At 66.9% G+C, this 14,596-nt stretch carries 16 protein-coding genes; 4 read left to right on the top strand and 12 right to left on the bottom strand.

Annotated features, from left to right (window positions below; genetic code table 11):
• Positions 1 to 26 precede the first annotated feature (26 nt).
• From ACZ5IK_RS01105 to ACZ5IK_RS01115, 3 genes are read right to left on the bottom strand one after another with little or no spacing between them, the layout of a single operon-like run.
• Positions 27 to 1,250 carry a DUF445 domain-containing protein gene (locus ACZ5IK_RS01105; protein WP_465486014.1) on the bottom strand — a complete coding sequence of 408 codons (1,224 nt, stop codon included), beginning with the start codon at positions 1,248 to 1,250 and terminating at the stop codon, positions 27 to 29.
• Between the two features lie 45 nt (positions 1,251 to 1,295).
• Positions 1,296 to 2,522, bottom strand: a complete 1,227-nt coding sequence (locus tag ACZ5IK_RS01110) for a DUF445 domain-containing protein (RefSeq protein WP_465486015.1) — start codon at positions 2,520 to 2,522, stop codon at positions 1,296 to 1,298.
• A gap of 48 nt (positions 2,523 to 2,570) precedes the next feature.
• Positions 2,571 to 3,800, bottom strand: coding sequence for a DUF445 domain-containing protein (locus tag ACZ5IK_RS01115; protein ID WP_465486677.1), 1,230 nt, complete (start codon positions 3,798 to 3,800; stop codon positions 2,571 to 2,573).
• Between the two features lie 124 nt (positions 3,801 to 3,924).
• Between ACZ5IK_RS01115 and ACZ5IK_RS01120 the strand changes: the two genes are divergently transcribed.
• The gene (locus tag ACZ5IK_RS01120; protein ID WP_465486016.1) at positions 3,925 to 4,878 is read left to right on the top strand and encodes a coiled-coil domain-containing protein; all 954 of its coding nucleotides are present in this window, start codon (positions 3,925 to 3,927) and stop codon (positions 4,876 to 4,878) included.
• Between the two features lie 61 nt (positions 4,879 to 4,939).
• Positions 4,940 to 5,590: a class II aldolase/adducin family protein gene (locus ACZ5IK_RS01125; protein ID WP_465486678.1), complete on the top strand. Its 651-nt coding sequence runs from the start codon at positions 4,940 to 4,942 to the stop codon at positions 5,588 to 5,590.
• 8 nt (positions 5,591 to 5,598) lie between these two features.
• Here the strand turns inward: ACZ5IK_RS01125 and ACZ5IK_RS01130 are convergent, their stop codons facing one another.
• The 5 genes from ACZ5IK_RS01130 to ACZ5IK_RS01150 form a co-directional block, all read right to left on the bottom strand.
• Positions 5,599 to 6,282 carry an HD domain-containing protein gene (locus ACZ5IK_RS01130; RefSeq protein WP_465486017.1) on the bottom strand — a complete coding sequence of 228 codons (684 nt, stop codon included), beginning with the start codon at positions 6,280 to 6,282 and terminating at the stop codon, positions 5,599 to 5,601.
• Positions 6,283 to 6,348: 66 nt separating this feature from the next.
• Positions 6,349 to 6,987 carry a hypothetical protein gene (locus ACZ5IK_RS01135; RefSeq protein ID WP_465486018.1) on the bottom strand — a complete coding sequence of 213 codons (639 nt, stop codon included), beginning with the start codon at positions 6,985 to 6,987 and terminating at the stop codon, positions 6,349 to 6,351.
• A 40-nt stretch (positions 6,988 to 7,027) separates the two neighbouring features.
• Positions 7,028 to 8,074, bottom strand: coding sequence for a hypothetical protein (locus ACZ5IK_RS01140; protein WP_174720473.1), 1,047 nt, complete (start codon positions 8,072 to 8,074; stop codon positions 7,028 to 7,030).
• 149 nt (positions 8,075 to 8,223) lie between these two features.
• Positions 8,224 to 8,829, bottom strand: a complete 606-nt coding sequence (locus ACZ5IK_RS01145) for a transglutaminase-like domain-containing protein (protein WP_465486019.1) — start codon at positions 8,827 to 8,829, stop codon at positions 8,224 to 8,226.
• Complete coding sequence (locus tag ACZ5IK_RS01150) at positions 8,826 to 9,386, bottom strand: TetR/AcrR family transcriptional regulator (protein WP_465486020.1); 561 nt, start codon at positions 9,384 to 9,386, stop codon at positions 8,826 to 8,828. Before ACZ5IK_RS01150 ends, ACZ5IK_RS01145 begins: the two co-directional genes overlap by 4 nt.
• A gap of 87 nt (positions 9,387 to 9,473) precedes the next feature.
• Between ACZ5IK_RS01150 and ACZ5IK_RS01155 the strand changes: the two genes are divergently transcribed.
• Positions 9,474 to 10,193: an alpha/beta fold hydrolase gene (locus tag ACZ5IK_RS01155; protein ID WP_465486021.1), complete on the top strand. Its 720-nt coding sequence runs from the start codon at positions 9,474 to 9,476 to the stop codon at positions 10,191 to 10,193.
• Between the two features lie 136 nt (positions 10,194 to 10,329).
• Complete coding sequence (locus ACZ5IK_RS01160; protein WP_465486022.1) at positions 10,330 to 11,193, top strand: alpha/beta hydrolase; 864 nt, start codon at positions 10,330 to 10,332, stop codon at positions 11,191 to 11,193.
• A 57-nt stretch (positions 11,194 to 11,250) separates the two neighbouring features.
• Here ACZ5IK_RS01160 and ACZ5IK_RS01165 read toward each other — a convergent pair whose 3' ends face one another.
• From ACZ5IK_RS01165 to rlmB, 4 genes are all read right to left on the bottom strand, one after another.
• Positions 11,251 to 11,730 (bottom strand): HIT family protein, encoded by a 480-nt coding sequence (locus tag ACZ5IK_RS01165; protein ID WP_465486023.1) that lies wholly within the window; start codon positions 11,728 to 11,730, stop codon positions 11,251 to 11,253.
• An 8-nt stretch (positions 11,731 to 11,738) separates the two neighbouring features.
• Positions 11,739 to 12,089, bottom strand: a complete 351-nt coding sequence (locus ACZ5IK_RS01170; RefSeq protein ID WP_465486024.1) for a hypothetical protein — start codon at positions 12,087 to 12,089, stop codon at positions 11,739 to 11,741.
• Positions 12,090 to 12,102: 13 nt separating this feature from the next.
• Positions 12,103 to 13,536, bottom strand: coding sequence for an MBOAT family O-acyltransferase (locus tag ACZ5IK_RS01175; protein ID WP_465486025.1), 1,434 nt, complete (start codon positions 13,534 to 13,536; stop codon positions 12,103 to 12,105).
• A gap of 101 nt (positions 13,537 to 13,637) precedes the next feature.
• On the bottom strand, positions 13,638 to 14,594 hold the full coding sequence (gene rlmB, locus ACZ5IK_RS01180; RefSeq protein ID WP_101611019.1) for a 23S rRNA (guanosine(2251)-2'-O)-methyltransferase RlmB: 957 nt from the start codon (positions 14,592 to 14,594) through the stop codon (positions 13,638 to 13,640).
• Positions 14,595 to 14,596 lie beyond the last annotated feature (2 nt).

Raw genomic sequence — 14,596 nt, forward strand, 5'->3', positions numbered from 1 at the left:
TTTAGCGGGCTAAACGCGATCCGGCGTCAGTGGAGCATGAGCAGGACTTGGAGCTCCCCGACCAGGAAACCGATGAGCCCGCCGACCGCGATGAGCTTCCACTCGTCCTGCCGGAACGCCGGCCGCAGCAGCCCCTCGAACTCCAGCGGCGTCAGCCCGAGCATCCGCCGCTCGACGATCTTCGCGACGTCCATCGCCTCGGTCAGGTAGCCCTCGGCGTGGCGGATCGTCGGCGGCAGCCGCTCCAGCGCCTGTCGCGCGGCCGCCTGCTTGATCTCGCGCAGGCGTTGCCCGCCGACGGCCATCGCGACCATCGGTTTCGCGACACTCGCCTGTTCGTCGACGGCTTGCGCCACGAGCCGCTCGACCAGCGCGTACAGCCGGTCCGACCGCGGCCCGCGCAGGACGGCGTCGAGCAGGTTCGGCACGGTCAGGATCTCGTTCGCGATCATCTCGCCGTACTGACGCGCGACCTCGGCCCGCCGCCGCTGGAACTTGCCCTGCAGGATCACCCGGCCCACCCGCACCGGCTCGCGCGGCACGAAGATCAGCTTGATCGCCAGCCAGTCGGTGAACAACCCGATGCAGCCGCCGAAGATCGGCAGCACCCACGGCTCCTTCGTCAGCGCCCACACGAACGCCTGCACAACACCGAGCCCGAAGCCGAAGTAGATCCCCGTGCGCGCGATGAACGCCATCTCCGGCCGTGACGTCTCGCGGATCAGCCGGACGAGCAGCTTCTTGTCCCTGGTGAGCCGCTGCACGGTCATGTGCTGGAAGTCGAGCACCTCGTCGAGGTTCTCGGTCATCTCCGCCATGAACTCGCGCACCAGCCGCGGCGTCGAGGCCTGGACCTGCTTGATCAGCAGCTCCTGCGCCATCGTCGGCATGACCTCCCAAAGCCTGGGATGGTGCTTCTCGAGCACTTCGCGGGCGACCTCGTCCACGGCCCGCAGCAGCGGTTGCTCGATCTCGCGCGTGATGATCGCCGGATCGATCCGCCGGAAGACCTCCTTGACGTCCAACAGGTTCGACGTCAGCAGCTCGGTCGCGACGGCCGCCATCCGCCCGCCGTGCTTGGGCACCACGCCCTGCCAGCCGAGGAACGGCTTGATCCCGACGAACTCCAGCGGCTTGAACATCATCTCGATGGCGACGCGTTTGGTGACGTAGCCGATCAGCGCGGCGACGAACGGGATCGCGGCGTACAGCCACCAGTGCCGGGCGAGGTCGTCCAGGACGGCGTCCACTCCGACCTCCTCGCTCGTGGGATGGGAAACGGTATCCGGTGTGCGTCAGTGAAGCAGCAGAAGCACCTGAAGTTCACCGACAAGGCCGCCGATCACCGCGCCGACCGCGATCAGCTTCCACTCGTCCTGCCGGAACGCCGGGCGTAGCAGCTGCTCGAATTCGAGCGGGTTCAGCTGCCGCATTCTGTCCACAATGGTGTTCCGGACGTCGAGCGCGTTGACCGCGTACCCCTCAGCGTGCCGGATCGTCTCCGGGATCCGTGCCGCGGCCTTCGCCGCCGCGGTCCGCTTCATCTCCTGGAACTTCCTGCTCCCGACGGCCATCGCGACGAACGGCTTCACGACGCTCGCCTGAGTGTCGATGGTCCGTTGCACCTCGCGGGCGATCATCGTGAACAGCTTGTCCGACTTCGGCCCGCTCAGCACGGCTTCGAGCAGGTTCGGGATGGTGATGATCTCGCGCGCGATCATGTCGCCGTAGTCCGCGGCCACCTGGTCCTTGCGTTTCTGGAACACGCCTTGCCAGGTGTAGAAGCCGAAGAACCGCTTCGGCTCACGCGGCAGGAAGATCATCTTCAGGGCGATCCAGTCGGTGAACCAGCCGATGCCGACACCGAACAGCGGCAGCACGATCGGCGACTTCGTCAGCGCCCACACGAGCAGCTGCACGCAGCCGAGGGAGAAGCCGAACACGATCCCCGACCGCGCGATGAACCGCATCTCCGGCCGCGAGATGTCGCGGATCAGCCGGTTCAGCAAGGCCTTGTCGCGCACCAGGTTCGTCACGACCATGTGCTTGAGGTCGAGGACGTCCTCGATGTTCTCCGCGATCTCCCGCATGATCTTTTCGATCGCGCGCGGAGCCTCGGCCTGCACGCGTTTCAGCAGCATCTGCTGGGCGGTGTTCGGCAGCACTTCCCAGAGTCTGGGCTGGTACTGCTCCATCACCTCGCGCGTGACGTCCTCGACGATCCGCAGAAGCGGCTGTTCGATCTCCTTCGCCACCTGCGCCGGATCGAGCCTGGCGAAGATCTCCTTCGGGTCCACGAGGTTGTTCGTCAGCATCTCGGTGGCGGTGGAGGCCATCCGCTCGGCGTTCGCGGGCAGCACGCCCTGCCAGCCGAGGAACGGCTTGACGCCGACGAATTCGACCGGTTTGAACATCATCTCGATGGCGACGCGTTTGGTGACGTACCCGATCAGCGCCGCGATGAACGGCATGGTGACGTACACCGGCCAGTGCTCGCCGAGATCGGCGATGACGGCGTCCACTTCGTGCCCCTCCCGCGACTTGCCTGAGGGGAACCTAGCCGCCTGTCCTCAGTGGAGGAGTAGCAGGACCTGAAGTTCACCCACGAGCCCGCCGATCACCGCGCCGACCGCGATCAGCTTCCATTCGTCCTGCTGGAAGGCGGGTCGCAGGATCCCTTCGAACTCGAGCGGGGTCAGCTGCTGCATCTTCACGACGATCGTGTTGCGGACGTCGAGCGCGTCAGTGGCGTAGCTCTCCACGTGTTTCACCGTTTCGGGGAGGTACGCGATCGCCTTCTCCGCCGCGGCCTTCTTCATCTCCTGGTACTGCACGCCGCCGACGGTCAGCGCCACCAACGGTTTCGCGATGCTCGCCTGCGCGTCGATGGTCCGCTGTACCTCGCGCGTGATCATCGAGAACAGCTTGTCCGACTTCGGCCCGGTGAGCACGGCCTCCATCACGTTCCGCACGGTGAGGACCTCGTCCGCGATCAGCGCGCCGTAGTCGCGGGCGACCGCCTGGCGGCGTTTCTGGAACATGCCCTGCCAGCTGAAGAACAGGAACCGGCGCGGCTCGCGCGGGTAGAAGATCATTTTCAGGGCCAGCCAGTCCGTGACGAACCCGGTGACGAAACCGAAGATCGGCATGATCAACGGCTGTTTCGTCAGCGCCCACGCGACGAACTGGATCAGGCCGATGACGAAGCCGAAGTAGATCCCGGACCGGGCGATGAAGCGGAGTTCCGGGGTCGCGACCTCCTTGATCAGGCGGCAGGTCAGCGATTTGTCCCGGACCATCGCGTTGATCAGCATGTCGTTGACGTCGAGGACCTCGTCGATGTTCGTCGACACCTCGCGCATGAGCCGCGCGACGACCTTCGGCGCCTGAGCCCGGACCTGGTCGACCAGCATCCGCTGCGCCCGCGTCGGCAGCAGTTCCCACAACCTGGGCTGGTACTGCTCCATCACCTCGCGGGTCACGTCCTCGACGGCCTTGAGAAGCGGCTCCTCCAGCTCCTTGACCACCTCGTCGGGATCGAGCCGGGAGAAGATCTCCTGCGGATCGACGAGGTTCTTGGTGAGCAGGTCGACGGCGGTGGTCGCCATCCGGCGCGTGTTGGCCGGGATGACCCCCTGCCAGCCGAGGAACGGCTTGAACCCGACGAACTCCAGCGGCCGGAACATCATCTCGATGGCGACGCGTTTCGTGATGTAGCCGATGAGCGCGGCGATGAAGGGCATCGTGGCGTAGACGTGCCAGTGCTCCGCGATGTCGTCGAGGATCGCCGAAACGTTCAACCGGGCCTCCCCCTGCTTACGACCTGTCAACAATGGAGGATGCCATGTGATCGGCCCGTCGCGGACCGAGTGCAGCCGTTTGGCGGTACTACCCGACGGGCCCAGGCTCATTAAGGTGTCCGCCATGGTCGCTCCTGAGAAGACGGCGCCTCAGGCGCCCTCAGCGAAATCGCCCCAGTTCGCGGGCGCCGTCCGCGGATACGACAAGCGTCAGGTCGACGAGCGGCTCGCCGAACTGTCGACCGAACTCAAGAAGACCTCGCGCAACCGCGACGAGGCCGTGGCGACCGCCGGTGAACTCACCAAGGCGCTCGGCCACGCCCAGAAGGAACTGGACGAGACCAAGGCCGCCCTCGTGCGGATGAGCGCGAGCCCGTCCGGCGCCGGCGCGATGGCCGAACGCGTCCGCATGATGATGCAGCTCGCCGAGGAGGAGATCGCCGACCTCAAGGCCGCCGCGGAGGCCGACGCCAAGTCGACCCGCGCCGAAGCGGACCGGTACGCCCACGAGACGCAGCGCGCGAGCGACAAGGCGGCGAAGGACGCACAGGCCGAGCGAGAGAAGCTGCTCGCGGACGCCAAGGCCGAGATCGAGCGGCTGAACTCCGAGGCGGCGCAGAAGCGCAAGGAACTGGACATGGAGAGCGTCCGGACTCGCGCCGCCGCGGACAAGAAGGCCGAGGAGGCTTCGGCGGCTCGTCGCGCCGAGGCGGAGAAGGCGTCGGCGGACAAGATCGCGGAAGCCGACCGGGTGTCGGCGGGCAAGCGCTCCGAAGCCGAGCGGATCTCGGCGGAGAAGATCGCCAAGTCCGAGAAGTCTTCGGCGGAGGACATCGCCGCGAAGCAGGAGCAGGTCGCGGAAGCCCTCACCGACGCGAAGACCCAGCAGTCCGAGGCTCAGCAGGCCCGGAAGCTCGCGCTGGAACTCCGGTCCAAGGTCGCCGAACGGCTTTCCGCGACGGACGTCGCCGTCCAGGAGGCCATCAAGCTGCTGGCCCCCGCTCCCGACGCCGCGCCCAAGCCGGAGGCGGCGCCGAAGCCGGCTCCCGCCAAGACCAACGGCCCACGCCCTTCCTGATCTTTCGACGCTGGACGACGGCGAGCGGCTCGTCGTCGTCCAGCCCGTGGAGGTCGTGACGATGATCCTGGCCGAGGAACGCGCGGCGGTCTGCGAATTCGCCCGCCGGATGACCACCGACGGGCTCGTGGTCGGTACGTCCGGCAACGTCTCCGCGAGGCGGGGCGAGCTGGTCGCGGTGACCCCGACCGGGGTCGACTACGCCGGGCTGCGGCCGGAAGACATCCCTGTGGTGGGCCTCGACGGCGAAATCGTCGACGGCGCCCTCAAACCCACCAGCGAACTCCCGATGCATCTCACGGTGTACCGGGAGGCGGTGGATCCGGACGGCAAGGCGATCTCAGCCGTGGTGCACACGCACTCCGTGCACGCCACGGCCGTCTCCACCCTCGTCACCGAGGTGCCGCCGATCCACTACATGCTCGCCGCGATCGGCCCGACGGCCCGCGTCGCGTCCTACGCGACGTACGGCACCGAGGAACTCGCCAAAGCCATGTTGGAGGCTCTGGAAGGCCGCCGGGGGTGCATCCTGGCCAATCACGGCACCACGACCTTCGGCGACAGTCTCGGCTCCGCGTACAACCGGGCGCAGCAGCTCGAATGGGTCTGCCAGGTCTGGCTGACGGCGCGGGCGGCGGGACCACCGAATCTGCTCCCGCCCGCCGAGATCGACCACGTCGTGGAGAAGCTCCGCGGCTACGGGCAACGCTAGGCCGTGTCCTAGGAAGCCGCGGGCTCGGCTTCGTAGTCCACGGCGTGCACCGCGTCGAGGAGTTCGACGACCGTCGGATCGTCGACGGCTTCCTTGATGCACTGCCACAACTGGAGATTCGCCAACGCCCACCGGGAGTAGCTCTCCGCGGCCTTGGGGTTGTAGAAGTAGTAGCCGCTGTCGTGGACGTCGCGTTGTTCGCCGACGATCTTGTCCGCCAGTTCGCGGAGGCTCAACCCGTTCTCCCGCAGATAACGGTGGGCGAGCACGACGGGCGTCACCGGCAGCGCCTTGAACAGCGTGTCGGCGTCGCTCAGCGCTTGAGCTTCGAGCGAGATGTGCCGTCCTCTGGTGGCCATCTCGGCCTCGTCGATGATCTCGTCGATCCACCGGGCCACGGTGTCCTCGACACCGCACTCCCGCAGGATGCCCAGCCGGAGATCTCGCCCGGCGGCCGCGGGGGAGTTCCGGAGCACGATGTAGTTCACGTCGTGCACCAGTGCCGCCACCTCGACGACGGTGCGCTCCGCACCGTTGTGCTCGGCGAATCCCGCGGCCTTGGCCCGGACGAAACTCACGTGATGCCAGCCGTGGAACTGCAGTTTGTCCGCATAGCGCCAGCACAGTTGCCGGACGCGATGTTCGACGGCGTCGATGGTCTGGGAAGGAATCGTGTTCTTTCGCGCGCGCATACACCTCTCCGATCCCGTTTACGGACGGGTGGAGTAAGGGTATGCGCCTTCGACGGCGGTGTGTAGTTAGATGCGGTCGGCCAGGTCCCCCAATCGGACCTCCACCGGAACGTGACGATGCCCGATTCCGGTTTTCGGGTCATAGGAAAGACTGGAATCGCTTACCGGGCGTGACTTCACCAAAAACGTCATAGTCCCTTCGGTGGCTTCGGGAATCCGATGGAACTCGTCCGCGTACATGACGCCTACCGCCCCCGCCTGACACAGCGTGCTACGTCGTAACCGAACCGATGTGATCAATCCGGAAAGCTGGTCGCGCAGGGTCGAATACCGCTCGTGGACATAGTTGCCACGGAGGAGCGTGGTGCAGAAGTGATATCTGTGATTGTGCACGGAATCGGCGTAACCCTCACGCCAGTCCTCCGGTGCCTTGTACTCGTGGAGCCAGATCGAAAACGGATCGGTCGGGGAGTCGAGCAGGCACCAGGCGAAATGGGTGGTCGTCTCACGGGATCGGCAGAGTACCGCGCTCGCCTCGTCCGGACTCAGCGAGTCCAGGTGCCGCCGGAGATCGGTGCGCAGGCCTGGTCTCGACGTCCAGTCCCGGAAGATCTCGTCGACGACTTGCCAATGCTGTGCCAGCGGCAGATCCGTCGTGCGGAGCAGCGCGGCCAGCTGGGTGAGGGGGGACAAGCGAGTGAGCAACTCAAGCTCCTCAGTTCTAGTGCTCTTCGGCGCCGAGAAATCAGGGGTTCAGCTCGGCGAGTGTGGTGAACTCCTTCCGGAAGGCGTGGAATTTCCCTTCCAGTTCGAGGAAGTTCTCTTCGGACAGGGGAGAACCGGTGATCTTTTCGTACAGGGCGAGGAAATCCGCCCTCGTCGTCGTGGTGGAGATACGGAAGTGGCGTCCGGAACGGGATTGGGAAACACGCAGGAACTCGGAGCGTTCCTTGTTGTACAGAAAGGAACCCTCGCTGAACCGCAGCGTGCGCGGATACAGCGTGGTCGCCCCGCGGATGTCGCTGTACAAGGTCACCCAAACGCTCTCGTCGAAGACTTCGAGCCGGTCCAGCGGCGGGTCGGCGACGACGGTGATGTCCACCAGTGAGCACCGGCTGCGGGCCAGGAACAGCCCGACCAGGCCGATGCTGATCTCGTCGTCGAGGCGTTTCTGGATCGTCTCGTAGTCCATGCCCGCTTCTTCGCTGCGCAGGAGATACCGCGCCCTGCCGCTGATGGCGCCCTCGTCGCGCGGGTCGGCGATGACCACGCGCAGCTCCCTTTCGGTGCGGGACAACAGCAATCGGGCCGCGGCGTGCCTGCCGGAGAAGCCGCGGAAGAAGTAGTGCCGGGCCACGTCGAGGTCTTCGGTCATGACCCGGTTGAACAACGGATCCGGATCGGCCGTCGCCTCGAAGACGTGGGTGGGGAAGAATTCCTTGTTGAGCGAACGGTATTCGGCGCTGAGCGCTTCCAGCGCGCGCCGGCTTTCCTCGATCACCGGGGTCACCATCGCGCGCTGTGACGCGGCGGCGGTGATCAGGGTCTGGCCGAAGCCGACCACCGCGGAGATCAGGGTGCCGGTGCCCAGTGAAGTGAGCAGCGTTTTACCGGCGCCGGGATCCATCATGCTGGAGATCCACAGGCTGAGGCCCGCGATGACGACCAGTACCGTGAGCAGCAGGCTCGTCCTGGTCCAGAAGATCTCTTGCAATGGGGTACGGCGGAGCCGGTCGGCTTCCGCGGGCACGGGGGTCACCTCCTTGATCCGCACCCGAACGGACGAACGCATTGCGTATCTGTTCGAGTGCGGGGAGTTACTCTACGCGCCTCGTGACCATGCCGAAATAAGAAATTCGGGGGAAAGATACCAACAGCGAACGTAACGCACGGCTATACCTTATTCGCTGCCGGGGTTTCGCCGAAACGCGGAAAAACCGCTCACGGAGCGTGGGGAAGGATGCCTTCGTACCAAGCGGGTCCGGGCTTCGCGGACGACAGTGTTTCGACAACGGCCGAAGACGGAGCGGTGTACACGGTGGGGAAGTCGATCTCTCCCTTGGCGGGGTCCAGCTTCCACGCGAGCCGCTCTACTTCCGGGGAATCTGTTCGTGAGAAAGGAAAGTGGGCGTCCGCACCGTTTTTGTTGCCCCTCGGATCGAGCCGGATCCACCGGTCCGGGCCGGTGAGATACACGGCGTTGAGCCCGTGCAGCACGCCGATCCGCTGATAGCAGAACCCGGCGGGAATGCCTTGACTGCGAAGCAAAGCGGCCAGCAGGTGGGCCTTCGCGTAGCAGAGGCCGACCCGCTCGCGCAGAACGTCGGACGCCATAAGAGTGACGCGGGAATCGGCTGCGTCCACCGTATGGGCGATCTCGTCGCGCACGAAGTGAAACATCGAACGAATCACGTCGACTTCGGTGCCGCCGGTCGGTGACAGCGCGTCAGCCGTTTCGCGGATCAGCGGATGATCGTGATCGATGACCACGTCCGCGACGAGATAATCTTCGAGCCGCTCGGATTCGATCTTCAAAGTGATTTTCACGCGGCCCCGTTCAGCACTGTGTCGACGGCTTCTTCGAGAAATTTCGGACCGGCTTCGCCGCCGCGCAACAACAGCCGGAACCAGATCGCCCCCGCGAGCAGATCCATCACGACGACAGGATCGGCGCCGGACCTCAGTTCGCCCCTCGCGATGGCGCGTTCGAAGATCGGCTCTTCGCGCGCCATGCGGTCGGCGAAGAAACTTCGCGACACGTCACCCAGTTCCGGACGGCGCGGGCCCGCCGTCAGCGTCGCCGTGACGACCGGCGCGGTCTGCTCCGAAGTCAGCAGCCGGTGGATTTGCGTCGCCACGGCGAGGAGATCGCCGCGGAGGCTGCCGGTGTCCGGGATGTCGACGGCGAACAGTCCCGAATCGCGCAGCGCCGCGGCCAAGAGCGCGTCCTTCGACGGCCACCACCGGTACAGCGTCGTCTTGTTGACGCCGGACCGGGCGGCGACGGCCTCGATGGCGAGCTTTTCGTACCCGTGCTCGGCCAGGAGTTCGAGGGTGGCGGCGAAGATCGCCTCGGCCTTGCGAGGGCCGCTTTGGATGCTCACCGGAGCACAATACAACGCACCGTTGCGTTGTGTGGCGAACGCCGGTAGTTTGCAACGCAACGGTGCGTTGCATTCAGGAGGCAAACCATGGTCCCCGTCGTCTTCGTCCACGGAATCCGGCTCAGCGGTGCCGCGTGGGCCGAGCAGCTCGAACACCCGGGCGCTTCCGCGCGAGCGATCGACCTGCCCGGGCACGGAACCCGCCGAGGTGAGCGGTTCACCCTGGCCGACGCGGTGGACGCCGTCGTCGACGGCATCGAGGAGCCCGCTCTGGTCGTCGGGCACTCGCTGGGCGGCTATGTCGCCATCGCCGCGGCCGCGAGGCATCCGGACCGGGTCGCGGGCCTCGTCGTCGCGGATTCGACCTACCTGCCCGGCAGGACACTGGAGGCGCCCTTCCGGATCGCGCACCGCCTGCTCATGCGGCTCCCGGACCGGGGAGAAGGACTCAGCCGACGGCAGTTCCGGAATGCGCTGCCACCGAAGCTCGCCGAGGCCGTGATCGGCGGCGGCATCGCGACCGAGGTGATCCCGGACGTCGCGAAGGCCTTCGCCGACTTCGACGTGCTCGCGGAACTCGGCACCTACCCGGGGCCGACCTGGCTGATCAACGGCTCGCGCGACCACTTCCGCCGCCACGAGCGCCGCTTCCTCGACGCCTGCGCCGACGGCAGGCTGATCACCGTCCCGAAGGCGGGGCACTACCTGCCGATGGCGCGCGGCGAGGAGTTCTCCCGGCTGGTGCTCGACGCGGCCCGCGGCCTGCCGTCCGGTAAATCAGGGGCGCCCGGCGGCGCCCCTCGCTAAGATGATCACCATGTGCTCCGTCATCCACACCTGGCAGGCCTTTCGCCTCCGGTCGACACGCTGACCCTGGTACCGGCCCTCGCCGACGCCAAGGTCCACGTCCACCGTTCGCCAAGGGATGACAAGGATCTTCACGATGCGCGCATCTTCGCGCCCCATTTTCGTCTTCGTTCACGGCGGCTCCAGTAACGCGCGGGCCTGGGGCCCGTTGCAGAACGAACTGGCTCTGCTCGGATACCGTTCGCACGCCGTCGACCTACCCGGTCACGGCGACCGTGCGGACAGCCCGGCCGCCTATTACCGGCAACCCCAGGACCTCGCGGCACTGGCGGCCGCTCCCTCCCCACTGCGCGGAATCACGTTGCAGGACAACGTGAAGCACGTCGTGGACACCCTGCGACGGCTCGACGGCGGGGCACCGGTCGTCCTGGTCGGCAACAGTCTCGGAGGGCTGACGATCAGCGCCGTCGCCAACGCCGCGCCGGAACTGCTCGACCGTGTCGTCTACCTCTCCGCGCTCTGCCTCGGCGACCCGGCCATGCTCACCGAGCCGTGGGACGTGGTCGACGACAACCTGCTGGACGCCCTGGCGGCGCGGATCACCGTGCCCGACGTGGACGAACCCGGTGTGGCCCGGCTGAACTGGCGTAGCGCCCACGGCGACCCGGCGTTGTTCGCCGAGCTGAAGGCCGCCATCATGGCCGACTCCAGCGACCACCAGTTCCGGCTGTTGCTGGATTCCCTGGACCCGGACGAGAGCTACGCGGTGCTCGAACCGGGAGCGTTGGTTCAGGCCGACGGATGGGGGCGGGTCCCGCACACCTATGTCCGTCTCGCTTCGGATCTCAGCATCACCCCGGCGGTCCAGGACTACATGATCCGCAAGGCCGACGAGCTGACTCCGCACAACCCGTTCGAGGTGCACACCCTGGCCTCGTCTCACGTCGGCTACTTCAGCCGGCCTCAGGTCTTCGCCGACCTGCTGACCGGTCTCGGCTGAGTTCAGTGCCCCGAGCATCCCCGCCGCCGACCGGCGGCGGGGATGCTCGGGGCTACCTCAGGCCGTGGCCCGAAGCCTGGTGATCTCCTGTGCCAACGCCTCACGCAATGAGTCGTGCCGAGGGCCCAAAGCATGTTCCGCGATCCGCCAACGATCCGCCGGGTAGAGCCAGACCGGCCGCCCGACGAGGTCCGCCGGTTCCCAGTCGTAGCGCGGCCAGACGTGCGCGTGCAGGAACGGGTCCGTGTTACCGAGGATCTCCAAGTTGACGCGACGGAAGCCAGGGTCCCGTCGTGCACAGACGTTCTCGACGGCTTCGCCGAGCACCTCCATGTCGGACAGGAACTCCAGCCGCCGCGTCCTCGGCAGATCGGTCAGCCTGCCGACGGCGGGGGAATCCGTCAGCAGGACACAGTAGCCCGGCAGGAACTGCGTATCGCCGATCACCGCGAATCCCGCGTCCAGCCGTCGCAGCACCGTCGGGTTCTCGCCACGCAGTGCCGAGCCGACCCGATCCCGTTTCCAGTCGCCGGTCATGAGTCAAGCTAGCCGACCGGGATGAGCGAGCCTTCGGCGTTGGTCGTGAACTTCATGGCCAGCCGGACCGGCGCCGGGTGCGGGGCCAGGACGATCGACGCGAACGGGGTCGAGGTCACCCCGGTCGCGTAGTTGGTCTGCAGATGCACGCTGACGTGCACGTTCCGGTCCGCGGGGATTTCGAACGTGACCGAGCCCCACGAGACCACGTACTGCCTGCCGTCGATGCTCGCGAACGGCGCGTAGTGGCGCACGGCATTGACGCTGAAGGGCGGGATGTCGACGGTGAGCAGCCGACGCTGGCCGTCGTGGTTGTCGACGTAGGGGATCACGCCGGGCTGGCTGGCCAGGTCGGTCATGCTCGGTGCTCCATCAGAATTGGTAGTAGAGGAACGGGCTGAACGTGCCGGTCGCGATCAGGATCGCCGCGTAGATCAGCCCCACGGTCATCACGCCGATCCGCAGCGCCGTCGCCGGGCGGCTCCGTGACGACTCCAGCAGCGGCCCGGTCACCGGATGCGCCGGCAGGAACACGATCGCGAGCGCGCACAGCAGGATGATCAGCCGCTGGTTGGTCACCGCGCTCTCCACGACGTCGGTGAGACCGGTGAAGTCCGGCAGCACCATGTGCCCGATCATGCCGAGCGCGTGCGGCAGGTCCTTGGCGCGGAAGAACACCCAGCCGAAGACCACGAGCACGAGTGTCAGCGCACGGCGGCCGATGCGGGCGGCCTGGGTCTTCGGGGTGACGTCGTAGCCGAAAGCGCGTTCCACGATCAGCAGCGCGCCGTGGTAGACGCCCCAGATCAGGAACGTCCACTGCGCGCCGTGCCAGAACCCGGTCAGCACGAAGACGATGCACAGGTTCCGGTACGTGTGGCCCGCGCCGGTGCGGTTGCCGCCCAGCGGGATGTAGACGTAGTCGCGGAACCAACGCGACAGCGACATGTGCCAGCGCCGCCAGAACTCGGTGATGGTCACCGACGAGTACGGCCGCGCGAAGTTCTCCGGGAGCCGGAAGCCGAGCATGCGGCCGAGCCCGATCGCCATGTCGGAGTAGCCGGAGAAGTCGAAGAACAGCTGAAGGGTGTAGCCGATCGCGCCGAGCCAGGCGATCGCGAAGGTCATTTGATCCGGTGGAGTGTTGAAGCACGCGTCCACCATCGGGCTGAGCGAGTCCGCGATGATCGTCTTCTTGCACAGCCCGAGCGCGAAGCGCGGGAAACCGGCGGCGACGTCGTCGAGGCGATGCGACCGCTGCTGGGGCAGCTGGTCGGCGATCTCGCGGTAGCGCACGATCGGCCCGGCCACCAGCTGCGGGAACATCGCGATGTACGCGGCGAACGACACCGGGTTGCGCAGCGCGCGGCGTTCACCGCGGTAGATGTCCACCACGTACGAGATGTGGTGGAACGTGTAGAACGAGATGCCGATCGGGATGACCAGGTCGGCCACCGGGAAACCGCCGCCGAACCAGTGCGTCACGGCCGCGATCTGCTGGGTCGCGAATCCCGCGTACTTCCAGATCAGCAGCATGCCGACGTTGAGGCCGATGACCCCGAGCAGCAGCCGCTTGCGCCGCCTGTTCTGCAGATCCCACGCGTTCGGTTCCAGCGCGGGCCCGGCCAGGAAGTTGACGACCATGCAGCCGATCAGCACCAGCGTGTACGGCCCGGCGCCGGTGGCGTAGAAGATCAGGCTGCCCGCGGCGACGATGCCGTTCCGCCAGCTGCGCGGGCACACCAGCACGGCGAGCAGTACCGCCGGCATGAAGTACCACAGGAACAGCGGCGAAATGAACGACATCGGTGCGGGGTCCCCCAGGGCGGTTGCGCGTTATCCGCTGGTGACCTTAGCCTGAGGCCCCCGCCCGATGTCGATGAACTACGTGTCTACGAAGTGCGGGGTCAGACACGTCCCGTGAGACGACGGCGGCGCGCCACCTCGGCCAGCAGCACCCCGGCCGCGACGGACGCGTTGAGCGACTCGACACCGGCGGCCATCGGGATCGACACGGTCGCGTCGCAGGTCTCGCGCACCAGCCGGGACAGGCCGCGGCCTTCCGAGCCGAGCACGATGACCAGCGGGTCCGCCGCGAGGTCCAGTTCGTCGATGTCGACCGAGCCGTCCGCGTCGAGGCCGACGACCATCAGGCCGTCGTCCTTCCACGCCTTCAGCTGACGGGTGAGGTTGGTCGCGACGGCGATCGGCAGCTTGGCGGCGGTGCCGGCGGAGGTCCGCCACGCGACCGCGGTCATGCCCGCGCTGCGCCGCTCCGGCAGGAGGACACCCTGCGCGCCGAACGCGGCGGCCGAACGGATCACCGCGCCGAGGTTGCGCGGGTCGGTGACGCCGTCGAGCGCGACGAACAGCGGGGTCTGCCCCGAGTTCTTCGCGACCGCCATCAGGTCACGCGGGTCGGCGTACTCGAACGGCGGGACCTGCAGGCCGAGGCCCTGGTGCATGGCCCGGTTGGTCTTGCGGTCGAGCTCCTCGCGCGGGACCTCCAGGATCGAGATGCCCTTGTCGCCCGCCAGGCGGACGGCCTCGTTGACGCGGTCGTCGATCTCGATGTTGATCGCGACGTACAGCGCGGTGGCGGGCACGTCGGCGCGCAGCGCCTCGACCACCGGGTTGCGGCCGGCGATCAGTTCCGGCTTGTCGGCCTTCTTCTGGCGCGCCTGTTCCTTGCGGTCACGCGCGTTCGACATGCGGTACGCCTTGTGCCCGGGCCGGTCCTCGGCCTTGGGGGTCGGGCCCTTGCCTTCCAGGCCCTTCCGGCGCTGGCCGCCGGAACCGACGACCTGACCCTTCTTCGTGCCGGGCTTGCGAATAGCGCCCTGGCGCCGGGAGTTGCCTGCCATCA

It is taken from the genome of Amycolatopsis sp. NPDC031561 (genome assembly GCF_055580625.1).